This window comes from Alicyclobacillus kakegawensis NBRC 103104, from assembly GCF_001552655.1.
GTDB classification, from domain to species: Bacteria; Bacillota; Bacilli; order Alicyclobacillales; family Alicyclobacillaceae; genus Alicyclobacillus_G; species Alicyclobacillus_G kakegawensis.
This window is the reverse complement of sequence record NZ_BCRP01000001.1, coordinates 96,624-122,551: the sequence shown is the minus strand read 5'-3', so window position 1 is coordinate 122,551 and position 25,928 is coordinate 96,624. Positions and strand designations below refer to the sequence as shown.

Here is a 25,928-nt window from a genome sequence, read left to right as displayed (position 1 = left end):
TGGTCGCCCAGACGGGCTGCGCCTTGTCGCCTTTGCGGTCACACTCATTCCCCCTTGTCAGGTGCTTCCTCCAGCGTATGCGGGGGCGGGACAGGTTGGCTGGACCGCTGTTCCCCGGCCCAAGCCCGCTGCAGCAGCTTGCGGTAGCGCAAGGTGGGGGCGTCCGATGCGACGTGCGCCTCCGCCTGCGGCTGGGGCGCCACGCGGGGGCGTTGGCTTTCCACGACCACCTGGTCCTGCTCCATGACAAACCGCGTGTGTTCAAGGTGAAACGTGTCGAGCAGCGGCGCCGCGAAGTCAAAGTTGCGCATGGCCAGGCCAAAGATCTCGGTGTGCTCGTCGTCCGTCGGGGTGAAGGTCAGGAATGTGCACATAGAGAGGCCGTCTTCCATCGGCGTGCGGATGATCCACTGGTTGGGGAAGAGGAGTTCAATCTCCGTTCCCCGCCCGTCGCCTGTGTCCGCGTTGTCCTGCGGATAAGGCAGGGGTTCCATCGGGTGGGCGGGCGCAAACGGGGTCGGGTGTATCCATATGCGCCCATCTTCCACCCCGAACGCGGGCCCTTTGACCACCGGGGACACGTTGTGCCCGGTGGTCTCCGGGTGGACGAACGGCAGGTGGGAGACATCCAACACGCTTTCTACGACGCGTGAGAAGTGGGCCCGCCAGGTGCAGCGAAACGGCAGGCGGTGCCACCCTTCTTCCGTCAACTCCGGAAACAAGGGCAGTTGGGGAGGGAGGAATGGCCTGGGGCCGGCCGGTTGTCCGTCATCATGCGCCCCGGCGTCGGTGTCGGGGCGGGGGCTGGTCTCTGGCCCCGCCGCGTAGACCCAGACCAGGCCGGCGGCCTCCTGCGCCGGGTAGGCGGCGAGCCGGGTGCGGGGCAGCGGAGCCCCCTGCCGGTTGGCCGGGAGTGCGATTAGGCGCCCGTCTGCCGCAAACCGCCAGCCATGATAGGCGCACACCAAATCGTCGCCGTCCACGCGGGCCAACGCCAAGCTGCAGCCCCGGTGCGGGCAGTGTCCGGCGACCGCCCGTACCGCGCCGGTATCATCCCGATAGACAACCAACTCTTCTCCGTGCAGCCGCACGGCCTTGGGCGCGGCAGCGACCTCGTCGCCGGCGGCGACAGCGTACCACGCATGGCGAAGCACAGGCGACACCTCCGTCCGATTCGGAAGCCGGGTGCGCTGCAAACCCTGCCGGCGTCCGTAGCTTGCACCAGTATATGTGGGCGCCATCCACCGATGCGGGCCAAAGCCCAAAGGGGCGTGCGGTCAGGGTGCGGCGCCTGCCGGTTGCCCGCTGGCGATGCGCGGAGTACAGTTGGGAGCAACGGTGACAACAAGGAGATGGGGCTGTTGCAATCCGGGGCCAGACAGCGCAAGGTGATCATCGTCGAAGGTCCGAGCGACAAGCGGAGGCTTGAGCAGGTGTTGGACGAGCCCGTCCGCATCATCTGCACCCATGGCACGCTCGGCTATGAGAAGATGGAGTCGCTCCTAAAGAGTGTGCGCGACGACGAGGTGTATGTCCTGGTGGACGCAGACGAGTCCGGCAATCGCCTGCGCAATCAGCTGCGACGGGAGTTTCCCGGCGCCCGCCACCTGTATACGCGCAAGGTCTACCGCGAGGTGGCGACGACGCCGCTGGAGCACCTGGCGGACATCCTGGCGCGCGCCCACTTCGAGGTGAACGAGCGTTGGCTATCCCCGGACGTGTAGCGTCCCGGGCACCGTCGGCCTTTGCGCAGGTCAGCCTGCGCCCAGTTCCGCAGCCCGGCGGCGCGGGACCTCCTGCAGGGCGACCACGTGGCTGTGCACCGGGCTTTCGCTGTGTACACGAGCGTGACGCGGCCCGCCCGCGTCCCTGCACACAACTTGTCCAGCTGCTCGCGTTGGGGTGGATTGACTTCTCCCTTGGGTGCGGCGCGCGAGTCCGCCCGGCCCCCGGTGTGTATAATGCAGAGGTAGGCAGGCGAGACGAGCCATCAGCCCGCAGACGGGAGGTGCACCTTTGTCACAGACACAGGACAGGCGTTTGCTGGAGCGTACCCTGAAAGAGAGTTGGCGCCGCGAGTGGGAGGCGGCGAGGCTATACCGGTTGTGCGCGGAGCGGGAGACGGACGAGCGCCGGCGCAGGGTGTTTACGCGTCTGGCCCAGTTGGAGGCCGACCACGCCCGCTGGTGGCAGGAAAAGCTGCAGGAGCTGGGCGTGGCGCCCCCGGACGCGCCGACGGGCGACGATTTGGCCCAGCTTACACCCAAACAGGCGCTGGACAGGATAGAGGCAGTGGAGCGCGGCAATGCCGAGTGGTACCAGTCGTTGCGCCAGGTTTTGGACGATCCGTCCCTCACCGCCATCATCGACCGGATTGACCGCGACGAGGCGCAACATGCGGACCTCAACCTGTCGCCGGATGCTCCGGCGGAACCGGTGACGAGAGGGAGACGCAACCGCCTGCAGTCCATCTGGGGAGAGGAGCGTTGGCACCGCCAGAGCACGGGCGACTGGGTGGGAGACGCGATTTACGGCGTCAATGACGGCCTGGGCGCAATTTTTGGCATCATCGCCGGTGTGGCGGGCTACACCGACAGCAGCCAGACAGTGCTCATCTCTGGTTTCTTCGGGGCGCTGGCCAGCACGCTCTCCATGGCGGCGGGGGCGTGGCTGGCGACCAAGTCGGAAAACGAGCTGATGGAAACCGAGATGGCGCATGAGCGGGCGGAAATTGCCGCCAGCCCGGAGCATGAACTGGAGGAGTTGGCGCTCTTGTATGAACTCAAAGGCTTCTCCAGCCAGGAGGCCGCGGCTGTGGCCCGGCGCATCGCGGCCAACCCGGACCAGTTCTTGGAAACGATGGCGCAGGAGGAACTCGGCATCCACGAGACGAACAAGGGCAACCCGTGGAAGTCGGCCCTGTTCGGCGGCCTGTCGACGTTCATCGGGGCCATCATTCCGCTCGTTCCGTTCTTTTTCCTCTCGGGGCCGGTGGCCATGGGGGTGGCGGCCGCCGTCAGCTTGGCTGCGCACTTTGCGGTGGGCGCCGCCAAGAGCTTGATCACGGTGCGCCCGTGGTGGGCGAGCGGCTTCGAGATGACCATGGTGGGACTCATCGTCGGTGTGGTCTCGTACGGACTGGGGATGTTGGGGTCCGTACTGCTCGGCTGACTCTGTGGACACAGGGCGGCGCTTGCTGGCGCCGCCTTCTCCGCTCTGCGGGACCGGGCATCACAGTTTGGTCAAGATGTCCGGGCCGTTCTCGGTGATGGCGATGGTGTGTTCGTACTGAATGCTCAGGCTTCCGTCGGCGGTGCGGGCGGTCCACCCGTCATCGTCCACCGTGACTTCGTAGCCGCCGACATTGACCATCGGTTCGATGGTGAACGTCATCCCCTTCTTGAGCTTCGGGCCGCGGCCGGGCGGGCCGAAGTGTGGCACCTCCGGGCTTTCGTGCATCTCGCGGCCGATGCCGTGGCCGATGAAGTCCCGCACGACGGAGAACCCCTCGCCTTCCACGTACGTCTGGATGGCGTGCGAAATGTCGCTCAGCCGGTTGCCGATGACCGCCTGTTCAATCCCCTTGTACAGCGCGTTCTCGGTCACTTCCATGAGCCGCCGTGCCTCATCGCTGATCTCCCCGACCGCGTAACTCCATGCCGAGTCGGCGTGCAGCCCCTTGTAGAGGGTGACCATATCGACCGTGATGATGTCGCCGGATTTGAGCCGGTAAGGGCCCGGAAAGCCGTGGCAGACCACGTCGTTGACGGACGTGCAGGCGGCGAACGGGTACCCCTTGTAGCCCTTTTGGGCGGGGATCATGTTGTGCTTGCGAATGAACGTCTCGACAAAGTGATCAATTTGCTTGGTGGTGACGCCCGGGCGGATGAAGTCTTTCAGCGCGGCGTGGCATTCGGCGATGACCTTGCCCGCCTCGCGCATGATCTCAATCTCGTATTGGCTTTTCGTGACAATCACGCCGTCTCCCCCTAATCACAGGCCACCCCGGGAAGGCTGAAAACGGCTGCCTGCGCAGCACCTGCCCGAGGGCCTGGGTTCACGCTTTTCACTGTATCACAGCAGGCTGGAAAACCCTAACGAAGGGTTTCCACGAAACGCCGGATGCGTTCGAGCGCCCGCTCAATTTGGGTGACCGACGTGGCGTACGAACAGCGGACGAAGCCTTCTCCCGATTCGCCAAACACGTTCCCCGGCACCACCGCCACCCGCTCGCTGGTCAAGAGGCGCTCGGCAAACGCTTCGGAACTGAGCCCCGTCGGGCGGATGTCCGGGAACGCGTAGAACGCCCCCTGGGGCTCGTGGCAGGGCAGCCCGATGTCGCGCAATCCCTGGACCATCAGCCGCCGCCGCTGGTCGTAGCTGTGCACCATCTTCTGCTTCTCCGCTTCGCCGTGCTTGAGCGCCTCCAGCGCCGCCAGCTGGGCCATCACCGGCGCGCAGAGGATGGTGTATTGGTGGATCTTCAGCATGGCGTCGAGGATGTCCTCCGGGCCGGCCGCGTAGCCGATGCGCCAGCCGGTCATCGCGTACGCCTTGGACATCCCGCCGATGACGATGGTCCGCTCCCTCATGCCCGGCAGCGAGGCGATGCTGACGTGGCGGCGCCCGTACGTCAACTCCGCGTAGATTTCATCCGAGATCACAAATAGGTCGTTGCGGACAGCGACTTCGGCGATGGCCGCCAATTCCTCCTTGTTCATGGTCGATCCGGTCGGGTTGTTGGGGAAGCACAGTACGAGCACCTTCGCCCGCGGGGTGATGCGCGAGGCGAGCAGCTCCGGGGTGAGTCGAAACGCATCCTCGGCCCGTGTCGGCACGCTGACCACCTCCGCCCCGGCCAGCAGGGCGCACGGCCGGTAGGACACGTACGTGGGCTCGGGGATGAGCACCTGGTCCCCGGGACACACGAGGGCGCGCAGCGCCAGGTCTATCGCCTCACTGCCGCCGATGGTCACGAAGATTTCGCGCTGCGGACGGTAGGTCAGGCCGAAACGCTGCAGGTACACGGCAATCTGCTCGCACAGTTCAGGCAGGCCGCGATTGGAGGTGTAGCTGGTATATCCCTGCTCCAGCGAGTAGATGCCCGCCTCGCGAATGTGCCACGGGGTGACAAAGTCCGGCTCGCCGACGCCGAGCGAAATCACCCCCTCCATCTGGTTGGCCAGGTCAAAGAAGCGGCGGATGCCGGATGGGGGCAGGTTCTGCACAATCGGAGAGAGCCGGCTGGTCAGTGTGTTCACGGGCTGATCACCAGCCGTTTGTCGCCGTCCCGCTCGTCGAAGATGACCCCGTCCGTCTTGTAGGTCTTGAGCAGAAAGTGGGTGGTCGTCGAATTCACGTTCTCAATCGTGGACAGCTTTTCCGAGACAAAGCGGGCCGCCTCCTTGATGTCGTGGCCTTCCACAATGACCTGCAGGTCGTAGGTGCCAGACATCAAGGTGACCGACTTGACCTCCGGGAAGCGGTAGATCCGCTCGGCAATCGCGTCAAACCCGACCTCTCGCTGCGGCGTCACCTTCACGTCGATGACCGCCGTAACCCGTCGCGATTCCACCTTGTCCCAGTTGATGACCGCGGAGTAGCGGAGGATGATGTTGTCCCGTTCCAACTCGTCGATGGCCGTCGCCACATCCTCCGGCGACTCGCCCAGCATGTTGGCCATTGTCTCAATCGACAGGCGTGAATTTTCGTGCAGGATATGCAAGATCTCCAGTTTGCGGTGTTCCAGCATCTGTACACCTCGTTCTCTTCGCGGATGATGCCCACCATGCTCGCGCCGCGGCGAACGCAAGCAGGCACGGGAGTTGGCGAAAGATTGAGCAACTGCTATCGATGATCGATCATACCACGGATGAAAACCTCTACAGTAGAATAGAACCGACAGATACTAGCCGAAAGTTCGCAAACGGAGTGGTTTGTTGGCCGGCCAACGGCCATCGATTCAACCTGTGTGGGGGAGGCGCGCGAAGTGTTGGATTTTGATGTGTTGTACCATCCCCACCCTTCGCGGCGGGTGTGTGTGGTGGCCCAGGAGGGCATGGTGGCCACATCCCAGCCGTTGGCCGCGCAGGCCGGTCTCGGCGTGCTGGAGCGGGGCGGCAACGCTATCGACGCGGCTGTCGCCACGGCCGCCGCCTTGACGGTGCTGGAGCCGACCTCCAACGGCCTGGGTGGGGACGCGTTTGCGCTCGTCTGGGCGGAGGACCGCCTGCACGGCCTGAACGCGAGCGGCTACGCGCCGCGGGCCCTGAGCCGGGAACAGGCGGCGCGGCGAGGGCTGACGAGCATGCCCAGGTTTGGCTGGTTTCCGGTCACCGTGCCCGGCGCCCCGGCCGCTTGGGCGGAGTTGTCCGCCCGGTTTGGCCGCCTGCCTCTGACGGAGACGCTGGCCCCGGCCATCCATTACGCCGAGCGAGGCTACCCGCTGTCACCGGTGCTCAGCCACTTCTGGCATTTGGCCCACTACGCCTACCGGCACCACCTGCGGGACAGCATGTACGCCGAGTGGTTTCGCGTGTTTGCCCCGGCCGGCCGGGCGCCCCGCGTCGGCGAGGTGTGGCGGTCACCGGACCACGCCCGCACCCTCCGCCTCATCGCCGAGACGGACGCGCGGGCGTTCTACGGAGGTGAACTGGCTGCGGCCATCGTCCGTTTCTCCGAGCAGACGGGCGGGTTTTTCACGCTCTCCGACCTGGCCGAGTACCGGCCCGAGTGGGTGCGCCCGGTGCGCGTCCGCTACCGCGGCTTCGACGTCTGGGAGCTGCCGCCCAATGGTCAGGGGTTGGTCGCCCTGATGGCCTTAAACATCCTGTCCGGGTTCGAATTTTCGGCCCGGGAGGCAGTGGAGACGCAGCACCTGGCCATTGAGGCGATGAAGCTGGCGTTCGCCGACGGCCGCCAATTCATTACGGATCCGTCCGACATGCCGGTATCCGTGGAGGACCTGCTGTCGCCCGCCTACGCGGCCGAACGACGCAAGGAGATCGGCAAGACGGCCCTGACTCCGGCTCCCGGACGCCCGCCCGGGGGTGGCACCGTTTACTTGGCGGCCGCCGACGGAGAGGGCAACATGGTCTCCATGATTCAGAGCAATTACATCGGCTTCGGGTCCGGACTGGTGGTGCCGGGCACCGGCATCGCGCTGCAGAACCGGGGCCACAGTTTTTCCTTGCGCGCTGGCGACGCCAACTGCTTGCGGCCGCGCAAACGGCCCTACCACACCATCATCCCCGGCTTCTTGACGAAAGACGGACGGCCCGTCGGGCCGTTTGGCGTGATGGGCGGCTTCATGCAGCCTCAGGGGCATGTGCAGGTGCTGATGAACCTGCTGGACTTCGGTCTCAATCCGCAGGCAGCGCTGGACGCGCCGCGCTGGCAGTGGGTGGAGGGCCGGCGTGTCGACGTGGAACCTACGTGGCCATCGCACTTGGCGCAGGCGCTGGCCCGGCGCGGGCATGACATCCATGTCGCCCGCGATTGCGGATCGTTTGGGCGCGGGCAAATCATCCTCCGCCGTGACGGCGTGCTCATCGGCGGTACCGATCCGCGCGCCGACGGGGGCATTGCCGCCCGCTGATGGGCGCTCGCTGGGTTTCAGGACGTGCTGGTTTGGGTATACAGGGAATATGTGGACAAAAACAAGAGCCCAATCGCGATTCCGACGACCGCGCAGACGAACACGGTCGTCTTTTTGATGGGCGTGCGAGCGTCCGGGCGAATGGCCATGATGAGACAGAAGGTGGCGGCGATGACGAGGACAAACAGGGCCGTCCCGGCGTGGTCGAGGAGCGCGGAGAGTGTGCTTGGCATGTTGCAATCCGTCCTTTATCCCAAGGCATCTGCGCACTATTGTGCCACAAACGGGCATAGGTTGGAACCAAGGCGGGGGTGACAGGATGGCCGCAACACCAAAGACGCATGCAGCCGGGGATGGAGGCGCGCAGGTGGCCACGCTGCACATCGGGCTGTGGAACGGCGCCGCGACCCTCGGCGGTGTGCCCTTGTATCGGCGCTTGTTGCTGGAGGCAAAGGCTGGCGGCCTGATGGGGGCGACGGTCTGGCGCGGCGTGGAGGGCGGGCACGCGCGGGGCGCCTTTCGCAGCGTCGAGAGCGAGGTCGCCTCGAATGAACTGCCGCTGTTGCTCGACTTCGTCGCCCATCCGCAGCGGCTGCGCCCGTGGCTGCCGAGGGCCGCCAAGCTGGTGGGCGGGTACGGGGTGATGGTGATGGAGCCAAACGCGGGGCCACGGGAGGCCGGCCGCGGCGAAGGCGAATCCCGGTTGGGCCGGCGCGTGGACATCTATACTTTGGAACGGTGCAGGCACCAGGGCCGGCCGTTGTACCAGGCGGTCGCCGAGTTTGCGCGCCGCCGGGGCCTGCTCTGGCTTTCGACGACGCGCGGGCTGTGCGGGCTGGGGGACGGCGGCCGTTGGCACGAGCCCGGCTGGTGGCTGCGCAAGGACGAGGTGCCTATCATCATCACCATTCTCGACACCGCCGAGCGCGTGGATAAGCACCTGCCCGAACTGGTAGAATTGGTGGCGGAGCAAGGGGTGGTGGTGTCGACTGCCGTGCAGTGGCACCACCCCTGACGGCCAGTGGCACCCGCCCGGGTGACGCCGCCCGTTGCGGCTCAGCCGCCCGCCGGCGGGAGGGACTTCGCCTGCGGAGGCTGGTCGGACGCGGGGGCGGATCGCCAAGCGGAGAAGTACAGGTAGCGCGCGGTGACCATGTGCAAGAGCCAGGCCACCATCAGGCTGTACACCAACCCGGCGGCGAGCAGGCCAGCGTGGGACAAGCGCGGGGCGACGGCCGTCCCGGCATCCGCCAGGAGAGCCAGGCTCACAGCGTAGGGCAGCATCGGCACAAAACCGGCGAGCAAGGCCCGGGCCGCCTGCGTGATGGCGGCCAGCGCTCCAACGTGTCGCTCCGCCACCAGGGCCGCGTCGGCAAACAGAAACAGAAAGCGCAGGATGAGCACGGGCAGCCCGAAGATGATGTCAGCCCGGGGCAGGCCGCGCCCGAGGCTGCTCAGCGTTCCCAGCACCAGGTAGAGCGCCGCCCACAGCAGGTTCCACCAGAGCAGCCGCCAGAACGAGCGCAGGGCGTCGCTGAGGAAGCTGCCGGGGCCGACCGGGGACGCCAGGTTGGCCCGCACTAGCGATCCGTACAGCCCCCCGCTCAGCAGCACCTGGACAAGCAGCACCGCCACCGGCGCCGCCCAGCTCGCCGCCTGTGGCGACGGGCTCACGAGGTCCCAGAGCGACGGGAAGTCGGTCGGCAGGTGGGCAATCGCCATGGCTTGGTTGGGCCTGTTGAGCGGGAACCCGAGCGTGTCCAGGAGGAGCCAGGAGAGCAGGGTGAACACGGCAATCACCAGGAACAGTCCGACCATTGTGCGCCAGAACCGCTGCAGCACAGGCTCCGCCTCCTCCGTCCAGGCTCTTCACGCTCTTGTCAATGTTCATTGTACGCGGATGAAATCGGACTTTTCAACGCAATGGTGGACTGGACCCGCCGAGGGGGGATGGCCTGTGATCTGTGGCATCGGTACGGACGTGGTGGAGATATCCCGCATTGAGGCGGCGCTGCGCCGGCATGGGGACCGGTTTGTCCATCGCATCCTCCATCCGCTGGAGGAGGGCCTGGCTGCGGATTTTCCCGCGGGGCGGCTGGCCGAGTTTGTCGCCGGGCGCTTCGCGGCCAAAGAGGCGGTCGCCAAGGCGGCAGGGGTCGGCCTTGGCGTCATGGGCCTGCAGGATGTAGCCATCGTGCTGGGCGAGGGCGGCCTGCGCGTGCGGTTTTCGCCTGCCCTGGAACACGCCGCGTTTGCGCGCGGGCGCTGGTGGGTGTCGATTTCCCACAGCCGCACCGTGGCAATGGCCGTGGCGGTGCGCGAGGTTTGCGCAGACAACCCTTCATAAACGTCGGACAGGCGGAATATCCATATATCAATCCTCGGGGAGGGTACTTCGTGTATCTGGTGACGAGCGAGCAAATGCAGTTGTTCGACCGACGGACCATCTCAACCCTGTGTGTACCCGGGATTGTCTTGATGGAGCACGCGGGAAAGGCGGTGGCTGAACGGGCGGCGGCCACGCAGCCCAAGCGCGTGGTGGTGTTGTGCGGCAAGGGCAACAACGGCGGCGACGGCTGGGTGGCCGCGCGCTGGCTGCATCACAGGGGCGTAGCGGTGGAAGTGCTGACCCTGGCCCATCCCGCCGAACTTGCCGGAGACGCGCGGCTGGCGGCGCAAATGGCGCTGTGTGCCGGCGTGCCGCAGCGGCCGCTGACGCAATTGGAGTCGCCCCCGGAGGGTGGATCGGCGGACGCGGCGGCAAGCGGCTTTCGCTTGCCGCAGGCGGACGTGTACATCGACGCGCTGTTGGGCACCGGCAGCAATCGGCCAGTGGCGCCGGATTCGCGTATCGGACGCGTCATCGCGGCCCTCAATCAGGTCGACGGATGGGTGCTCGCGGTCGATGTCCCGAGCGGGGTCGACGCCTCGACCGGATGTGTCGGTGGCCTCGTGGTGCGCGCGCATGAGACCATCACGTTTGCCGCGCAGAAACTGGGCACCGCCGTCAGCCCCGGGTGTGAATACACCGGCCGGGTTCACGTGGTGGACATCGGCATCCGCGTTGAGCCAGGGGAGGAGACTGGACCCCTGGCCGCGTGGGTGACGGAAACGGCCATCCGCGATTGGCTTCCGGCACGCGCGCCGCTCTCGCACAAGGGAACGTACGGCCGGGTGGGCGTCGCCATCGGCCGCATGCAGGGAGCGGCGGTGCTGGCCGGCCTCGGCGCGGCGCGGGGCGGGGCGGGTTTGGTGGCGCTGGCGGGGCTCGACCTGCCCACCTTGGCCGTTCCTCCTGAATTCGTCGTTCGGGCGGGGGCACCAGACTTGGCGGCGGCCGTGTCCGACTGCCAGGCGTTGGTGCTGGGACCGGGATTGGGCGACGCCTTGGCCCCCTGGCGGCCGGTGCTGGACCAGTTTGAGGGACCGGTGGTTGTGGATGCGGACGGTCTGCGGCTTTTGGGGTCGCGGCCACCCGCGGAGGGCGCTCCCGTAGAGCCGCGTTGGGTGTTGACGCCGCATCCGAAGGAGTGCGCGCGTCTCCTGGGTTGGACAACCGCGGATGTGCAGGCGCGGCGCTTGGCGGCGGCCACCACCTTGGCCCGGCAGACGGGGGCCGTGGTCCTGCTCAAAGGCTACCACTCGATTATCGCGCATCCGGACGGGCGGATTGCGGTCAATCCGACGGGAGACGCTTCACTGGCCACAGCGGGCACGGGCGACGTGCTGGCCGGATTGATTGGCGGGCTCTTGGCACAAGGGCTGCCCCCGTTTGCCGCCGCCGCGGCCGGAGCCTGGATTCACGGGCGGGCCGGCGAACTGGCCGGGGAAGCGATGGGGCCGGCCAGCGTCATGGCGTCGGACGTGATCGACAACATTTCCCGCGCAATACACCTCCATTTCGACAGATAGCCGAGGTGCACCGTGTTGCACAGTTTGTCGAAGAGAGGCGAGGTGGAGTATGGGCAAAGCCATGGGCTGGGCAGCAGCCGTCGGCTTGGTGCTGGCGGTCGCGGCGGGTTGCGGGGCGCCTACGCAGCGGAGCGTCAACGCCAAGCTGCAGTCGCAGATGCAGGCACTGGCCGACAAAAACTACAAGAGCACCGCGACGATGACGGTACAGATGGACAACGGGGCGCAGACGTACTACATCGAGACTTGGTATGACGGCCCGGACGTCTATCTGATCAAGCTGGGGGATGACCAAAAGAACATCAACCAGGTGATTGTGAAAAACCAGACCGGGATGTTCATTGTCAGCCCGTCGCTGCAAAAGGTGTTCCGGTTCAACGGCAACTGGGCGCAGAACCAGGGGCATATCTATCTCTACAATCAGATCTTGCAGCAGATTCTCGCCGGCGATCATGTGAAGATGAAACACACAGGCGACGCCTGGACGTTTGACATGCCGGTCACGCCAAAAAACGACGTGGTCAGCCAGGAACGGGTGACGATTGACCCCAAGACCCTGCATCCGCGCCAAGTGGTACTGTACGATGGGGACGGCAAGGCGATGGTGACCATCAAGTTCACCCAATTCCGGACCGGCGTGCGCTTTGACGAGTCGGACTTCAACCCGCAGAAGATTGCGGACAGCGGGACGAAGCAGACGATGGCCGACGTCTCGGACCCGGACTTCGGCTACGTGCGGCCGGACATCGACGGGCTGGGGGATCGTCTGCAGGCGCTCATCGACACAAGGGACCAGGACACCGTCATCCTGCGCTACAGCGGATCGCACGCGTTCACGCTCAGCGAGCAGCGCCCGAGCCCTGGCGACAGCGGTCTGGCGGATGCCCAGCTGGTGGATTTGTACGGTGTACCCGCGTTGTACGACGGGTCCGGCGACAGCAAACGGCTGGTCTGGCTGCACGACGGCGTCGAGTTCGGGTTGGCCAGCCAAGACCTCTCGCTGGAGCAGATGGAGAGCCTCGCCGTGTCCACGCTTGACCAGGTCGGAAAATGACGCATCAGGATGGGAGCAGAAGGCGCTCGGCCTGAGAAGCCCGCCTGTCGGGCCAATCGCATAGTTGCCTGTCAGTCGATGGTCGACTCGCCCGAGTCGGCCATCGTGAGTTTGGGGGGCGTGTCACCCGTGTTTTTCGCGCCGGCGTTCAAACTGCTAGAATGGGGACAGACGAGGAGGCGCCCGGTGTGTACAGAGGGACTTTTGCGATTGTCGATCCGCTTGCAATTCGGGACAATGTGGCGCGTGTGCGGGCTTCTTTGGCCGACGGTGTGCGGCTGTTGGTGGCGGTCAAAGCCAACGGCTACGGGCACGGGGCGGAGGCGGCGGCGCGGGCGGCGCTGGCCGGCGGTGCCACGGACCTGGGGGTCGCGTCGCTGGAGGAGGCCCTCAAGCTGCGGAGGGCAGGCATTGCAGCCCCCGTTCTCGTATTGGGGCCGGTTCCCGAGACCGCGTTTCCGGTGGCGGCCCGTCACCGGGTGGCGGTTACGATGGCCGACTGGCCTCCCCCCGGCCGCGTTCTTCCGTGTGAATCCCCGTTACAGGTCCACATCAAGGTCGATACCGGCATGACCCGACTGGGCTTGCGTCGTCCTGAGGACGTGGTGCGTCTGGCGCGCTGGATAGAGGATCAGCCACAGCTGGAGTGGTCCGGCGTGTTCACTCATCTGGCCTGCGCCGACGCCGCTTCGCTGGAGCACAGTGAGGTGCAAATTCGCCGCTTTCGGGACGTCTTGGATGCGCTGCGCGCGGCCGGTCTGGAGCCGCCGCTCGTGCACGCCGCCAACAGCGCGGCCGCCGTGCGGCGGCCGGATTGGCACTTTGACATGGTGCGATTGGGCATCAGCGCATACGGTTACCCGGCCAGTGGGGATTACAGCCTGCCGTTCTCGCTTCAGCCCGCGATGCACGTGTACAGCTTCATCACGCGCGTACAAGAGATTCCGCCAGGGGAGACGGTTGGCTACGGCGCCACCTTCACTGCGCGCCGATTCACCCGTGTTGCCACCGTGCCCATCGGCTATGCGGATGGGTATCACCGGGTGTTGTCGAACCGGGCGCAGGCGCTGGTGCGCGGGCTCAGGGTACCGGTTGTCGGCAATGTGTGCATGGACCAATTGATGCTCGATGTGACGGATGTGCCCGAGGTGCGGGCGGGGGATTGCGTGACGCTGCTTGGGCGCGCCGCTCCTGATGAGTGGAACGCGGAGACGGTGCTGAAGGCCCAGCCCGGGGCGCGACAGTCCCTGATTGAAACAGGGTTTGCCGCTGCCAAGGGCGCGCGCTTGCCGGTGTTGCCGGCGGATGAACTGGCGCGTCTGGCCGGCACCATTTCTTACGAACTCTTGTGCGCTGTATCCGCGCGCGTGCCCCGCCTGTACATTGGACTCGGGGAAATCGAATAACGTATAATAACGGGTGGATATGGTAGTTGCAACGCAGTGTAGTGGAGGTGCCGTGCGTGTCGGAAACAAAGCGCATCGTAGTCTATGTTCCACAGAACTTGCTTGAGCAAGTGGATGGCATCGCAGAGCGAGCGCGCACCAACCGGAGCGAGGTCATCCGCGAGGCGATGCAGATGTACCTGGCGGAACAGTACAAGCGCGATATCCGGACGCTCATGCAACAAGGGTACATGGAAATGGCGCATCTCAACCTGCGCCTGGCGTCGGAGGCGTTTCCACTCGAACAGGAAGCGGGAGGTACCGTCGAGCGACTTGTGAGCGGGGTGTAACTGGTTGAACGTCAAACGCGCGGAGGGTGTCAAGCGGGGCGACATTTTTTTTGCAGATCTGTCGCCGGTCGTGGGCTCGGAACAAGGCGGTTTCCGGCCCGTGTTGGTGATTCAGAACGACATCGGCAACCGATTCAGCCCCACCGTCATCGTCGCAGCCATCACAGCCCAGATTCAGAAGGCCAAGTTGCCGACCCATGTCGAGATTTCGGCGGATCGGTACGGGCTGGACAGGGACTCTGTCGTGCTGTTGGAGCAGTTGCGGACGATAGACAAGCAGCGTTTGACGGACAAGATCACACACCTCGACGAAGCCATGATGAAACGGGTGAACGAAGCTTTGCAGATTAGCCTCGGACTTGTTGATTTTTAATTCGCAGGCTTTGTCCTCGGGGAATGGCGAAGCGCGTGGCCAGGGACCAGGGTCCATGACCCACCTGGCCACGCGCTTTTTTGCGGGCCGATGCGGCATTCACGGCATATGCCGCACCTTGTCTGCAATCGGGGTCCTGTCCTTGGCGTGCGGCACCTCCGCCGCGTAGCCGATGCCGAGGATGCCCAGCACATCGTACCCTTCCGGCACCCCGAGCAAGGCGCGGTTTTGCGGCTGCGCGCCGATGGACGTCCAGCGGGCGCCCAGTCCCACAGTGTGCGCGAGCAACAAGAAGTTCTGTATGAAGCATGAGGTGGCGACAATCTGCTCCACTCTGTCCTCGTCCTTCGCGGCGCCTTCCGAAAGGATGGCGACGACCAACGGCGCCCCGCCGAAGTCGGCCTTGTGGTTCAACTGGCGGCGCGTCTCTGGGCCGATAAAGACGATGTGCCACGGCTGGGTCATGCGGTGATTGGGCGCAAATTTGGCGATCTCCATCAGCGAGAGGACGAGCGATTCGTCCACCGGATCTGGCTTAAAGACTTTGATGTTGCGGCGGGTCAAGACCACCTCGCGCAGGTCTTCCAGGTTCATGTATCCAACACCCTCCTTCGCCTGCCTTATTTTCCCCGAAACCTCCACTGTCCGTCAACGCGGCGGGCCGGACTGCTTTCCTTGCCGCCCCTCCAGCCACTATCATGGGTTCAGGCGATCCGCACCGGATGCGTACCGGACTTTGCAGTGAACATTCCCAGCCATAAGGCCAAGAAGGGGAGAAACTGGATGAATCCCATCGAACAATCCTCCATTCGCGACATTTCACTGGCTCCGGAGGGTGCGCTCAAGATTGACTGGGTGTCCGCTCACATGCCGGTGCTCAACCGGCTGCGCCAGCAGTTTCAAGAGGACCGGCCGTTTGCCGGCAAGCGGGTGGCCATCTGCCTGCACCTGGAGGCCAAGACTGCGTACCTCGCGCTGACCATCCAGGCGGGCGGCGCCGAGGTGGCCGTGGCGGCAAGCAATCCCCTGTCCACCCAGGATGACGTGGTCGCGGCGCTGGTGGACCGCGGCGTCACGGCGTTCGCCTGGCACGGGGCCACGGCCGAGGAGTACCATCAGCACCTGCAGCAGCTGCTCGACTTTCACCCGCAGGCCATCATCGACGATGGCGGGGATCTGGTGGCCACCTTGCACCGTGAGCGGCCGCACCAGACGCAGGAAATCATCGGCGGCTGCGAGGAGACGACGACCGGCGTCATCCGCCTGCGCGCCATGGAGCGCCAGGGCGCGCTGCGGTTCCCGATGATGGCCGTCAACGACGCGTACTGCAAGCACCTGTTCGACAACCGTTATGGCACCGGGCAGTCGGTGTGGGACGGCATCATGCGCACCACCAACCTCGTGGTGGCTGGAAAAACGGCAGTGGTTGTCGGCTACGGCTGGTGCGGCAAGGGCGTGGCAATGCGAGCCAAGGGCCTGGGCGCCCGCGTGATTGTCTGCGAGGTGGACCCCATTAAGGCGCTGGAGGCGGTGATGGACGGGTTTTCCGTCATGCCGGTGGTCGAGGCGGCCAAGCAGGGCGACTTTTTCGTCACCGTGACCGGTGATCGTGACTGTATCACCAGGGAGGCGTTCGAGGCCATGAAGGACGGGGCGGTGCTAGCGAACGCCGGCCATTTCGACGTCGAGATCAACAAGCCGGACCTCGCCAGTCTGGCCGTCGGCGTGCGCACCGTCCGGCGCAACGTGGAGGAATACCAACTGGCCGACGGGCGGCGGCTGTACCTGCTGGCCGAAGGCCGGCTGGTCAACCTGGCGTCGGGGGACGGCCATCCGGCGGAGGTCATGGACCTCACCTTCGCTCTGCAGGCCCTGGCCCTGCGCGCGGTGGTGGAGGGACACTACCCGCCCGGCCTGCATAATTTGCCGAGGGAGATGGATGAACAGGTGGCCCGCCTGCGGCTCGAGGCGTGGGGCGTCCAGATTGACGAACTGACCCCCGCGCAGCGCCGGTACCTGGGCAGTTGGCAGGCCGAGTAGTTCATCCAATGATCGGATATTCAATCCGGCAGCGGGGGGATGGCGTGTGCCCAGCTTCCGTGGGTCCTTCTCGTCGCACACCGGGTGGCGGCCGCTGATTGGCATCACCGGCAGCAGGCACCAGATTGCCGTGCGGGTGGGGGCCCCGCTCCCGGCCCTCGTCTCCGCCGACGATTACGCCTGTGCGGTGGAGGCGGCCGGCGGCCTGCCGCTCGTCGTTCCTTATGTGCGCGATGGGGACACCGTCTTGCGGTTGGCGCAGAGGATGGACGGACTGTTGTTGGCCGGCGGGGAAGATCCGGATCCCGCCCTGTACGGGGAGGCGCCGCAGCGGGGCCTGGGCGCCGTGGTTCCGGAGCGTGACCTGCTGGAACTTCGCCTGTTGGCGGCGATGGTGGGCGCGGGCAAACCGGTGCTCGGGATTTGCCGGGGTGTCCAGGTGCTTGTCGTGGCCTTCGGCGGCACGCTTTACCAGGACCTCGGGCGGCACTGGCCGGGGCGGACGCAGCATATGCAGCACGCCCCGCGCGCCCACCGCAGCCACAAAATTCTGATTGATCCGTACAGCCGTCTCTATCGTCTGCTGGGCCGGCGCGCGAGCGTCTGGACGAACTCGTTTCACCATCAGGCTGTCAAGGACGTGGGCCTGGGGTTGCGCGCCGTGGCCTGGGACGAGGAGGGGTTGATAGAGGCGGTGGAGCACCCTGGCGCACCGTTTCTGCTCGGTGTGCAGTGGCACCCGGAAAACCTGTGGCGGGAACAACCGGAGTTTTTTGCATTGTTTCAAGGGCTGGTAGAAGCCGCGCAGAGGGGCGGATCGACGACCGAGCGGAGATCGGATTGACGAATAGAGGGGTGTTCCTGTAGACTGGATTCATAAAGTGAATCTATCAATTCACAATGTGAATTAAGCCGGAGGTGGATGCATGAAGCTTGCCTTGTTCAACGATTATCAACTCGGTGTTGTCAGCGAAGACCGCATCTATGACGTGGGGGCATGGGTGGACTGGCGGGCGGAAAGGCCGCAGGAGTCGTTGGTGCGCCTGATGGCGGCCTATGACCAGGTCTCCTCTCGGTTGCAGGGGTTTGCCGAGGCTCCGTCCCAGCCGCTTGCGCAAGTCCGGCTGCGCCCGCCGGTGCCGGCGCCGAGCAAAATTGTCGCGGCCCCCGTGAACTACTATCGCCACCAGGACGAGATGAATCGCCAGTTCAACAACGCCGAGCACACGATTGAAAAACTTGGCTTCTTTTTGAAAGCGCCTTCTTCCATCATTGGGCCAGGGGACGCGGTGCAGCTTCCCCGCGCGGATCGGCGATTTGACCACGAAGCCGAGTTGGCGTTTGTCGTCGGCCGCCGGGCGCGCCATGTCTCGGCCGCCGACGCGCACAAATACATTTTTGCCTATTTCGCCCTCATGGACATCACGATGCGGGGCATTGAAGACCGCCCTATGCGCAAATCGTTCGATACCTTCACCCCAATCGGGCCCTGGCTGGTGACCGCCGATGAGGTCGAAAATCCTCATGAATTGGGCCTGCGCCTGTGGGTGAACGACGACCTGCGGCAGGACGCGAACACGAGCGACCTGATCTACGATAGCTACCAATTCTTCGCCTTGGCCAGCAGCGTGATGACGTTGGAACCGGGCGACATCCTGACCACCGGCACGCCGGAAGGCGTGGGGCCGATACACCCGGGGGACACGGTGCGCATCGAGATTGAGCGCATTGGGGAGTTTTCGGTCGGTGTGGAGGCGGAGCAGAGTCAGCAGCGGTGAACCCGTGATGGTGGCGTGGAAACGAAAGGAGGAGCGGTTGTGGACGAACTGCAAAGCCTGCACGCGGAGATGGCCAAGGCCCATCTCGGCCCGTTGTGGGCATCCATCCAGCAGCTGAACACGGTGGAGCCGGTGTCTCGTCCCGTCCCGTATCTCTGGAAGTCGCAGTTGATTCGGCACTACCTGGAAGAGGCGGGACGGCGGCTGCAGGTCGGCAAGGACGCCGAGCGCCGGGCGGTGTTCCTCATCAACCCGGGCATGCAGGCCCTGGAGCCGGTGGGGTGGGGCGGCGCCACCCAGACCCTGTACGTCGCCGTGCAGGCGGTCCGGCCCGGCGAAGTGGCCCCGGCGCACCGCCATACCACGTCGGCCCTGCGGTTTGTCCTCGAAGGACACGGGGCAATGGGGACGGTGGATGGCGAACGTCTGCACTTTGCGCCCGGCGACTATCTCATCACCCCGGGGGGCAGTTGGCATGACCACATGAACCCGGGCAACGAGACGGTCCTGTGGATGGACTGCCTGGACACGCCGTTCACCCTGTATCTGGGCGTGTGCTTCACGGAGTTCCTTGACCAGGTGCAGCAGTCGCTAGAGGTGCCGGACAACTACAGCGTGCTCCGTTATGGAGGCGGCATGGTGCGTCCGATTTCGGATCGGAATCGGAAACGCTCGCCACTGACCGCCTATCGCTGGCAGCCGACCGAGCAGGCGCTGCAGCGCATGGCCGCCCTGCCTCCCGACGCGTGTGACGCCTACGCCGTGGAATACATCAATCCCGCCACAGGCGGCGATGCCGACGGCCGCATCGGCGCGCGCATGCAGTGTCTGCCCCCCGGGTTTGCCGGCAAGGCGCACCGCCACGTCCACAGCACCGTGTACTGCGCCTACCGGGGGCAGGGGTATACCGTGATCAACGGCGTCCGCTTTGAGTGGCAGGCCGGAGACTTCTTCGTGGTCCCGACCTGGGCTTGGCACGAACATGTCAACACCGGCAGTGAACCCGCTTACCTGTTCTCGGTCAATGACCTGCCCATCATGGAGGCGTTCGACTTTGAGCGTGAGGAGATGTTGACGGCGGGTGACGGGCATCAGGAGGTGCGGGAGACTTTTGTGCCGCTCCTGCCGGACGACGTGCCGTCCGCTCGGTAAAGAAGCCTGCCCCGCGTCCTCGCGGGTGGGAGTCTCTTATGTTCTTGTCTGTTCATGATGTGAACCAGAAGGAACAAGTTATGGTGTCCGGTTTTGGAGAAATTCACACAGAAACGGGTGATCCGATTGTTCAACCATCCTGTGGTGATTGTCGGCGCCGGCCCCGTCGGGCTCACGGTGGCGGAGATTCTCACTTCCCAGGGCATACCCGTGACCGTTCTGGAGAAAGGTTCAACCCCAAGTAAGGAGTGGCGCGCATCCACGTTCCACGCGGCCACCCTCGAACTGCTGGAACCCACCGGGTTGTCGGAGGCACTGGTCTCGCGCGGGCTGAAGGCTGAAACGGTGCAGTACCGGGATCGCGTGCGCGGGTTGTTCGCGGAGTTCGACTGTTCCCTCATCCGTGATGAGACCCGATACCCGTTTCGGCTACAGTGCCCGCAGTCGACCTACGTGCAGGTGGTCTACGAACGCCTGCAGCAGCGTCCGTCGGCTGACATCCGGTTCAACGCGGAGGTGGTCGATTTCACCCAGGACGGCGACGGCGTGACGGTTCAGGTGGACACGCCGAGCGGGCGGGAGGAAATCCGCGCCTCGTTTTTGCTCGGCGCGGACGGTGCCCGCAGCAGCGTGCGCAAACGGCTCGGGTTCGCGTTTTCCGGGTATACCCTTGAGCAGCGTTTCCTGCTCATCGGCACCCCCGTCTCATTCAACCAATATCTGCCTGAAATCGCTTATGTGAACTATATTTCCGATCCGGACCAATTCCTCTTCATTCTCCGCGTGCCGGAGGCCTGGCGGTTGCTGTATCCGGTGCCACCCGAGGTGTCGGATGAAGCGGCCCTGGCTGAGGAGCCGATTCAGGCCTCCATGCAGCAGGCGCTGGGCACTGAAGACCGCTTCCCGATTGTGGAACGCATGATTTACCGCGTGCACCAACGAGTCTCGGAGCGCTTTTACGACGGTCGCGTCATCCTGCTGGGGGATGCCGCGCATGTCAACAGTCCGCTTGGGGGACTGGGGCTCAACAGTGGCATTCACGACGCGGTGGACCTCGGGCGCCGGTTCCTGCGCATCGCCGAGTACCGGGATTTCGACCGGATCGTCGAAGAACTGGAGACGTACTCCGAGGTCCGCCGCCAGGTGGCGTTGGCTTATGTGCGTCAAATCAGCGAGCGCAACACCAATGTCCTCACCGAAAAGGACCCGGTGCGCCGGCTGCAGTTGCAGCAGGAGATGGCCGCGGAAGCGGCGGACCCTGTGCGCGCCCGGCAGTGGCTGTTGCGCTCGACGCTGCTGCAGGCGGTGCGGGAGCAGGGGATCGGCACGGCGCCGAAGCGCCAGGTGAGCTGAGAACAGCGGGCTTGTACTTGGACGGTTTTGGGCGGCCGGGTACGGACGCATGCGGATGCGGCGCGTGAGGCCGCCCGGATGCCCGGGCCTTGACTGGTGTTGCGATGCCATAGATGCGAGTTGGAAGGGGGATGTCAATGAGGCAGACGGAGCGAATCAACGTATCTGAGGTGATTGATAACAGCCCCATCAGCGGCTTTCAAGTCTTCATCATTGTTGTGTGCGCGATTGTCGCCATGCTCGATGGATACGACCTGCAGGCCATCTCCTTTGTCGCCCCGGTTCTCTCCAAGGAATGGGGATTGGCTGAGTCGGCCATGGCGCCGGTGTTCTCCATTGGTCTCTTTGGACTCATGCTGGGGGCGCTCATTTCCGGCCCGATTGCGGACCGGACGGGGCGCAAAACGGTGGTGACGTACTCCTCGCTGGCGTTTGGTGTCTTCAGCTTGCTGACTGTGTTGTCTCACAACACCACCGAGTTGATGGTATTTCGTTTTCTCACCGGACTGGGTCTTGGCGGTTCGATGCCGAATATTATCTCTTTGACTGCCGAATATTCGCCAGAGCGCGTGCGGAAGGCGATGATCTCTGCCATGTTCTGTGGTTTGCCGGTCGGGGCTGTCGTCGGCGGACTGCTGGCGACGTCGATGATCCCAGCTTGGGGTTGGCAGTCGCTGTTCTATCTGGGTGGCATCATACCTATGGCTATCGCTTTGTTGGTTGCGTGCGCCCTCCCTGAGTCCATTCGTTTTCTTGTAACCAAGCACGCGCAATCTCCCAAAATCGCTCGCATCTTGTCGCGGATCTCCCCGTCTGTGTCACGGGCCGACCAGGCGACGTTTGTCCTCTCGGAGCCCCAGCAGCAGGGCATGCCGGTCAAGCACCTGTTTCGCCGCGGCTACGCTGTCAACACCGTGCTTTTGTGGATTGTCTTCTTCATGAACTTGATGATCATCTACTTCGTCAGCAACTGGATGCCCACTTTGTTGGAGGACGCCGGCCTGCCGTTGGATAAGGCCATCATCGGCGTCGTCATGCTGCAGGGTGGTGGAGTGGTTGGAGGCATTCTCATCGGCAGCTTGGGAGACCGAAAGGGCCTTCGCGCCGTATTGGCCGTCGCTTTCCTGGCAGGAGCTGTGTCTCTCGCAGTGACAGGTACCATGCACACGCTTCCTAGTGTGATGACGATGGTATTCATTTCCGGGCTGCTCGTCGTGGGGACTCAGTTCGGGATCAACGCCTTGGCAGCGAGCATTTACCTGACCTCGGTTCGATCCACAGGGGTCGGCTGGGCCTTGGGCATCGGTCGCATCGGCTCGATTGTAGGCCCGCTGATTGGCGGCTCCTTGATAGCGGCGCACGCCAGCCTGCAGACCATCTTTCTTGTCGCGGCCGTGCCAGCGCTCATCGCTGGCCTTGCCACCCTCGGCATGCGTATGCGGCCTGCCGAAACGGCGGCAGCCAACATGTCGGCCGAGCAGCCAACACTCTAATCCGCCTCCTTGAAAGCGCTTTTCAGGCCGGCTCCGGTGGAGCTGGCCTGCTTTCCGTGGTATGTTCATGGTGTGCTCAGAAGTCACTCTGACGATGGCGAAGACAAATCTATCGAGGACAGAGAACATGCGCGAGCTTCAGTTGAATCCGATTCGCGTTCTGGATCGTGCTGTGGACGTCTTGCTGGCTTTTACGGTGGAACGTCCGCAGATGACCATTGATCAAGTGGTGGAAGCTACGAAGCTGCCGAAAGCCACCGCGTACCGCATTTTATACACGCTCGAACGGCGTGGGCTGATCCGGTATAACCCGGCCACCACTCGCTACACTTTGGGGCTTGGTCTGCTGGAGTTTGCGGGTGTCCTGTCGGCCACCTTCGACGTCAGCCGCGAGGCGGAAGACGTGTTGGTCGAGCTGCAGGCGCGCGTGGCGCAAACGGTGCTGATGGTGGTGCGCGAAGGGGATGAGATGGTCTATGTGTTTCGTCGCGAAAACGCCCAAGGGCTCAAGTATTCATCCCTGTTTGGGCAACGTCGCCGCATCCCCTACGGGGTCGTCGGACAGGTCATGCTCGCCTACCTGCCAGAACCGGACGCGGAGCGCATTCTGAGTCAGCCTCTGCTGGCCTGGACGGAAAAGACCCTCACGGACGTCGGCGCCATCCGGCAGCGGATGCGGCAGATTCGGCAGGATGGCTGGTTTGTCGACGTAGAGGAGACCACCATGGGCGTCAGCGGCGTCGCCGCGCCGGTTTTTGACGCCAACAGCCAACTCGCCGCCGTGGTTGGCATCATTGGGCCGGCCGTACAGTTTCAGGGCCCGGTGCTCGAAGAGGCCAAGCAACAACTGCTGAACGCGACGCGGGAGATTTCCCGCCGCCTCGGCTGCCCCGTGTCGAGTTGAGGCATGGATGCAAAATGGAATAAAAAGGAATATTCGTGAGGTGCCTTTTGGCCCGCTCGGATGGTACGATAGCACGGTAAGCTCTTTGGAGTCGAGATGAGCGGAGCAGGAGGAATTGTGAATGGCGACAGATGCGCATCCGTCCGCACCCGTTCGCGGCGCGGAAAATCCGTTTGAGGCACGCGAACAGGGTTTGCGGCGCGGTCTCGGGACGGGGCAGCTATCGATGATCGCGTTGGGCAGCGCCATCGGCACCGGGCTGTTTTTAGGCAGCGGATCGGCCATTGGCAGTGCGGGGCCGAGCATTATCGTCAGTTACCTGATTGGCGCCTGTGTGATCTTTGTGCTGATGGGATGCCTGGCTGAGATGAGCGTGGCTCATCCGACCGCCGGATCGTTTGGGGTGTTTGCTGAACAGTATCTGCACCCGTGGGCAGGCTTCATCATCCGATATTCGTACTGGGCGGCCAATGCAGTGGCTGTCGGCGGCGAAGTGACGGCGGTTTCCATCTACATGAAGTACTGGTTCCCCGACTCGCCCGGTCTGTTGTGGATTTGTCTGTTCGGGGCCCTGCTTTTGGCGGCGAATGCGTACAGTGTGCGTTTGTTCGGTGTATTCGAGTTCTGGTTCTCGATGATCAAAGTGGCGGCGATTATCCTGTTCATTCTTGTCGGTGCGTACGTTGTCTTTGTACTCGGCGAGCCCGGAACCGGCCCCGCCAACTATGTCAATCACGGCGGTTTTTTCCCGCATGGGGCGTGGGGGACGTGGGTTGGCGGGTTTGTCGCCCTGTTTAGTTTCATCGGCTTTGAGGTGGTCGCCATCACCGCCGGCGAAGCCAAAGACCCCGAGCGGGCGGTGCCCAAGGCGTTCCGCTGGACGGTGGTGCGGCTGGTCTTGTTCTATGTGCTGGCCATCGCCATCATGCTGATGGTGGTGCCCTGGCAGCAGGCGGGAACGGACGAAAGCCCGTTCGTGAAGGTGATGGAGATTCTGCGCATCCCCGGTGCCGCCGGTGTGATGAACTTCGTCGTTCTGACGGCGGCGCTCTCGGCCATGAATGCGCAATTGTACGCCACCACGCGGATGATGTTTTCCCTCGCGCGCGGCGGTTACGCGCCCAAGCTGTTTGGCCGCCTGACGCGGCGCGGGGTACCCGCTGCCTCGCTGGCCGTTTCGGCGTTCGGTGTCGTGCTGGCGGCGCTCTTGACGCTCAACACGTCAAGCGTCGCTTACACGATATTGATGGGGCTGGCCTTGTTTGGGGCGCTGATTACCTGGTTCATCATCTTGCTCACCCACCTGTCTTTCCGCCGGGCCTGGGCGCGGCAGGGGCGTCGCAGGCTGCCCATTCGAATGGCCGGCTATCCGTACCTTCCCGTGTTGGGTCTGCTCATGCTCTTGGCCGTGTTTGTCAGTATGTGGTTTACTGGGCCGTTTCGCGGGGCGATTGTGTTCGGGGTGCTTTGGCTGGTCCTCTTGAGCTTCCTCTATGGACTGTGGCATCTAGTGAATGGTCCCCAATCCGGTCTGCAGACGGGTTCTCCACATTCGGATTCACCGTCGAGCGATGCGTGAGGCGAACACCTGCATCGGTACCATCCGCCTGTGTCGTCAAGTTGACGCATACGCCAAGCGCACGGCCGCGCGCCGAGCGCTTGCTTGCAGTTAGGGCAATCGGTGCGACTGCACCGATTGGCGGGTTGCTTCCAAAACAGGATAGACTTCATCCTGGTGCTGGTTGACCAGATGGATGAACAACGTATCCACTACCACCAAGGCTGCTATGCGGGAGGCGGTGGCGGCGACTCGCGGCTTGGGTTCCACGGCGCTCACGTACAGGCGGGTATGGGCGATTTGGCTCAGCGGCGTGTCGCCAAAGCGCGTAATGGCAATGATGTGGGCCCCTGCCCTCGCAGCGGCCTGTGCCACTTCCACCACATCCGAGGTCTTTCCCGAGTCGGAGATGGCCACGAGCACATCGCCGGGGCGCAACGCGGCGGCGGTGACCGCGGCCGTGTGAAAATCGCACGCCGCTTGCGTCCAAAGCCCGATGCGTGTCAGTTTCTGGGCCAGGTCCGCGGCTACCATGCTGGACGCACCGACGCCGAAACACAGGATGTGGCGCGAGTTCCTCAGCGCCTCCGCCGCGGCATGCAGGTCATTCTCTTTGAGTAGACGCAGGGTGTTCTGGATGGAGGCGATATGACTGTCGTGCACCGACTGGACGATGGATGCAAACGAGTCGCCAATGGTTAATTCACGGTACGGTTCATGCATATGCGACTGCAGGTCGCTGGCGACCCGCAGCTTGAAGTCTTGATACCCATCGAAGCCCAATGATTTCCAAAGACGCACCGCCGCCGCTGTGCTCCCACCGCTGCGCTGCGCCAGTTCCTGCACGGTCAGGTGCAGAAACTCGGAGGGATGGGAAAGGATGTATTCTGCGATACGTGCTTCCGATTCAGCCAGGGAGCTGAGCGATTCCCTCAGGCGAACGAGCCCTCCACCGGGAATGTACATAGGATGACTGCCT

General features: G+C 64.2%; 26 protein-coding genes. 18 read left to right on the top strand and 8 right to left on the bottom strand.

The window, feature by feature from the left end; all coding sequences use genetic code 11:
* Positions 1-44: 44 nt before the first annotated feature.
* Positions 45-1,154, bottom strand: coding sequence for a Rieske 2Fe-2S domain-containing protein (locus tag AK2_RS00545; RefSeq protein ID WP_245632693.1), 1,110 nt, complete (start codon positions 1,152-1,154; stop codon positions 45-47).
* A 198-nt stretch (positions 1,155-1,352) separates the two neighbouring features.
* On the opposite strand from AK2_RS00545, the gene AK2_RS00540 reads away from it, so the two are divergent.
* Positions 1,353-1,724 (top strand): toprim domain-containing protein, encoded by a 372-nt coding sequence (locus AK2_RS00540; RefSeq protein WP_067930092.1) that lies wholly within the window; start codon positions 1,353-1,355, stop codon positions 1,722-1,724.
* A gap of 292 nt (positions 1,725-2,016) precedes the next feature.
* The gene (locus tag AK2_RS17350; RefSeq protein WP_245632692.1) at positions 2,017-3,171 is read left to right on the top strand and encodes a VIT1/CCC1 transporter family protein; all 1,155 of its coding nucleotides are present in this window, start codon (positions 2,017-2,019) and stop codon (positions 3,169-3,171) included.
* A 60-nt stretch (positions 3,172-3,231) separates the two neighbouring features.
* Here AK2_RS17350 and map read toward each other — a convergent pair whose 3' ends face one another.
* From map to AK2_RS00520, 3 genes are all read right to left on the bottom strand, one after another.
* Positions 3,232-3,978: a type I methionyl aminopeptidase gene (gene map, locus AK2_RS00530; RefSeq protein ID WP_083520694.1), complete on the bottom strand. Its 747-nt coding sequence runs from the start codon at positions 3,976-3,978 to the stop codon at positions 3,232-3,234.
* A 116-nt stretch (positions 3,979-4,094) separates the two neighbouring features.
* Complete coding sequence (locus AK2_RS00525) at positions 4,095-5,261, bottom strand: aminotransferase class I/II-fold pyridoxal phosphate-dependent enzyme (protein WP_067930090.1); 1,167 nt, start codon at positions 5,259-5,261, stop codon at positions 4,095-4,097.
* The gene (locus tag AK2_RS00520) at positions 5,258-5,752 is read right to left on the bottom strand and encodes an Lrp/AsnC family transcriptional regulator (protein ID WP_067930088.1); all 495 of its coding nucleotides are present in this window, start codon (positions 5,750-5,752) and stop codon (positions 5,258-5,260) included. The genes AK2_RS00525 and AK2_RS00520 overlap by 4 nt, the downstream gene beginning before the upstream one ends.
* 306 nt (positions 5,753-6,058) lie before the next feature.
* Between AK2_RS00520 and AK2_RS00515 the strand changes: the two genes are divergently transcribed.
* Positions 6,059-7,597, top strand: coding sequence for a gamma-glutamyltransferase family protein (locus AK2_RS00515; RefSeq protein ID WP_067930497.1), 1,539 nt, complete (start codon positions 6,059-6,061; stop codon positions 7,595-7,597).
* A 17-nt stretch (positions 7,598-7,614) separates the two neighbouring features.
* On the opposite strand, the gene AK2_RS00510 is transcribed toward AK2_RS00515, so the two are convergent.
* Positions 7,615-7,830 carry a hypothetical protein gene (locus AK2_RS00510; RefSeq protein ID WP_067930086.1) on the bottom strand — a complete coding sequence of 72 codons (216 nt, stop codon included), beginning with the start codon at positions 7,828-7,830 and terminating at the stop codon, positions 7,615-7,617.
* Positions 7,831-7,916: 86 nt separating this feature from the next.
* Here AK2_RS00510 and AK2_RS00505 point away from each other — a divergent pair, with 86 nt between their 5' ends.
* Positions 7,917-8,612, top strand: coding sequence for a DUF190 domain-containing protein (locus tag AK2_RS00505; protein ID WP_083520693.1), 696 nt, complete (start codon positions 7,917-7,919; stop codon positions 8,610-8,612).
* Positions 8,613-8,653: 41 nt separating this feature from the next.
* Here the strand turns inward: AK2_RS00505 and AK2_RS00500 are convergent, their stop codons facing one another.
* A complete protein-coding gene (locus tag AK2_RS00500) occupies positions 8,654-9,439 on the bottom strand; it encodes a hypothetical protein (protein ID WP_067930084.1) in 786 nt (261 codons plus the stop codon).
* 115 nt (positions 9,440-9,554) lie between these two features.
* On the opposite strand from AK2_RS00500, the gene acpS reads away from it, so the two are divergent.
* From acpS to AK2_RS00470, 6 genes are all read left to right on the top strand, one after another.
* Positions 9,555-9,944 carry a holo-ACP synthase gene (acpS, locus tag AK2_RS00495; protein ID WP_067930083.1) on the top strand — a complete coding sequence of 130 codons (390 nt, stop codon included), beginning with the start codon at positions 9,555-9,557 and terminating at the stop codon, positions 9,942-9,944.
* Between the two features lie 50 nt (positions 9,945-9,994).
* Positions 9,995-11,509, top strand: a complete 1,515-nt coding sequence (locus AK2_RS00490; RefSeq protein WP_067930082.1) for a bifunctional ADP-dependent NAD(P)H-hydrate dehydratase/NAD(P)H-hydrate epimerase — start codon at positions 9,995-9,997, stop codon at positions 11,507-11,509.
* Between the two features lie 49 nt (positions 11,510-11,558).
* On the top strand, positions 11,559-12,563 hold the full coding sequence (locus tag AK2_RS00485; protein ID WP_067930081.1) for a LolA family protein: 1,005 nt from the start codon (positions 11,559-11,561) through the stop codon (positions 12,561-12,563).
* A 188-nt stretch (positions 12,564-12,751) separates the two neighbouring features.
* Entirely contained in the window at positions 12,752-13,969 is a 1,218-nt protein-coding gene (alr, locus tag AK2_RS00480; RefSeq protein ID WP_169794703.1) for an alanine racemase, read from the top strand.
* A gap of 56 nt (positions 13,970-14,025) precedes the next feature.
* On the top strand, positions 14,026-14,298 hold the full coding sequence (locus AK2_RS00475; protein ID WP_067925602.1) for a CopG family ribbon-helix-helix protein: 273 nt from the start codon (positions 14,026-14,028) through the stop codon (positions 14,296-14,298).
* 4 nt (positions 14,299-14,302) lie between these two features.
* Complete coding sequence (locus tag AK2_RS00470) at positions 14,303-14,671, top strand: type II toxin-antitoxin system PemK/MazF family toxin (RefSeq protein WP_067925600.1); 369 nt, start codon at positions 14,303-14,305, stop codon at positions 14,669-14,671.
* 99 nt (positions 14,672-14,770) lie between these two features.
* Here the strand turns inward: AK2_RS00470 and AK2_RS00465 are convergent, their stop codons facing one another.
* Entirely contained in the window at positions 14,771-15,265 is a 495-nt protein-coding gene (locus tag AK2_RS00465; protein ID WP_067930079.1) for a nitroreductase family protein, read from the bottom strand.
* Between the two features lie 189 nt (positions 15,266-15,454).
* On the opposite strand from AK2_RS00465, the gene AK2_RS00460 reads away from it, so the two are divergent.
* From AK2_RS00460 to AK2_RS00425, 8 genes are all read left to right on the top strand, one after another.
* Positions 15,455-16,711 (top strand): adenosylhomocysteinase, encoded by a 1,257-nt coding sequence (locus AK2_RS00460; protein ID WP_067930078.1) that lies wholly within the window; start codon positions 15,455-15,457, stop codon positions 16,709-16,711.
* Positions 16,712-16,757: 46 nt separating this feature from the next.
* The gene (locus AK2_RS00455) at positions 16,758-17,555 is read left to right on the top strand and encodes a gamma-glutamyl-gamma-aminobutyrate hydrolase family protein (protein WP_067930074.1); all 798 of its coding nucleotides are present in this window, start codon (positions 16,758-16,760) and stop codon (positions 17,553-17,555) included.
* Between the two features lie 82 nt (positions 17,556-17,637).
* Positions 17,638-18,489 (top strand): fumarylacetoacetate hydrolase family protein, encoded by an 852-nt coding sequence (locus tag AK2_RS00450; protein ID WP_067930073.1) that lies wholly within the window; start codon positions 17,638-17,640, stop codon positions 18,487-18,489.
* A gap of 39 nt (positions 18,490-18,528) precedes the next feature.
* Positions 18,529-19,641 carry a cupin domain-containing protein gene (locus tag AK2_RS00445; protein WP_245632691.1) on the top strand — a complete coding sequence of 371 codons (1,113 nt, stop codon included), beginning with the start codon at positions 18,529-18,531 and terminating at the stop codon, positions 19,639-19,641.
* A gap of 93 nt (positions 19,642-19,734) precedes the next feature.
* Positions 19,735-20,994, top strand: a complete 1,260-nt coding sequence (locus AK2_RS00440; RefSeq protein ID WP_067930072.1) for an FAD-dependent oxidoreductase — start codon at positions 19,735-19,737, stop codon at positions 20,992-20,994.
* A gap of 137 nt (positions 20,995-21,131) precedes the next feature.
* Complete coding sequence (locus AK2_RS00435; protein WP_067930071.1) at positions 21,132-22,487, top strand: MFS transporter; 1,356 nt, start codon at positions 21,132-21,134, stop codon at positions 22,485-22,487.
* Positions 22,488-22,614: 127 nt separating this feature from the next.
* Positions 22,615-23,391 carry an IclR family transcriptional regulator gene (locus AK2_RS00430; protein ID WP_067930070.1) on the top strand — a complete coding sequence of 259 codons (777 nt, stop codon included), beginning with the start codon at positions 22,615-22,617 and terminating at the stop codon, positions 23,389-23,391.
* A gap of 121 nt (positions 23,392-23,512) precedes the next feature.
* On the top strand, positions 23,513-24,970 hold the full coding sequence (locus AK2_RS00425) for an amino acid permease (RefSeq protein WP_067930068.1): 1,458 nt from the start codon (positions 23,513-23,515) through the stop codon (positions 24,968-24,970).
* 90 nt (positions 24,971-25,060) lie between these two features.
* On the opposite strand, the gene AK2_RS00420 is transcribed toward AK2_RS00425, so the two are convergent.
* Complete coding sequence (locus tag AK2_RS00420) at positions 25,061-25,915, bottom strand: MurR/RpiR family transcriptional regulator (RefSeq protein WP_067930066.1); 855 nt, start codon at positions 25,913-25,915, stop codon at positions 25,061-25,063.
* Positions 25,916-25,928: the final 13 nt, after the last annotated feature.

Excerpts from the sequence above, each read along its gene's own strand:
- AK2_RS00540 (WP_067930092.1), top strand. The coding sequence starts at position 1,353 with ATGGGGCTGTTGCAATCCGGGGCCAGACAGCGCAAGGTGATCATCGTC.
- AK2_RS00430 (WP_067930070.1), top strand. The coding sequence starts at position 22,615 with ATGCGCGAGCTTCAGTTGAATCCGATTCGCGTTCTGGATCGTGCTGTG.
- AK2_RS00450 (WP_067930073.1), top strand. The coding sequence starts at position 17,638 with ATGAAGCTTGCCTTGTTCAACGATTATCAACTCGGTGTTGTCAGCGAA.
- AK2_RS00520 (WP_067930088.1), bottom strand. The coding sequence starts at position 5,752 with ATGCTGGAACACCGCAAACTGGAGATCTTGCATATCCTGCACGAAAAT.
- AK2_RS00420 (WP_067930066.1), bottom strand. The coding sequence starts at position 25,915 with ATGTACATTCCCGGTGGAGGGCTCGTTCGCCTGAGGGAATCGCTCAGC.
- AK2_RS00460 (WP_067930078.1), top strand. The coding sequence starts at position 15,455 with ATGAATCCCATCGAACAATCCTCCATTCGCGACATTTCACTGGCTCCG.
- AK2_RS00425 (WP_067930068.1), top strand. The coding sequence starts at position 23,513 with ATGGCGACAGATGCGCATCCGTCCGCACCCGTTCGCGGCGCGGAAAAT.
- AK2_RS00515 (WP_067930497.1), top strand. The coding sequence starts at position 6,059 with ATGGTGGCCACATCCCAGCCGTTGGCCGCGCAGGCCGGTCTCGGCGTG.
- AK2_RS00465 (WP_067930079.1), bottom strand. The coding sequence starts at position 15,265 with ATGAACCTGGAAGACCTGCGCGAGGTGGTCTTGACCCGCCGCAACATC.
- AK2_RS00505 (WP_083520693.1), top strand. The coding sequence starts at position 7,917 with ATGGCCGCAACACCAAAGACGCATGCAGCCGGGGATGGAGGCGCGCAG.
- AK2_RS00435 (WP_067930071.1), top strand. The coding sequence starts at position 21,132 with ATGAGGCAGACGGAGCGAATCAACGTATCTGAGGTGATTGATAACAGC.
- AK2_RS00485 (WP_067930081.1), top strand. The coding sequence starts at position 11,559 with ATGGGCAAAGCCATGGGCTGGGCAGCAGCCGTCGGCTTGGTGCTGGCG.
- AK2_RS00510 (WP_067930086.1), bottom strand. The coding sequence starts at position 7,830 with ATGCCAAGCACACTCTCCGCGCTCCTCGACCACGCCGGGACGGCCCTG.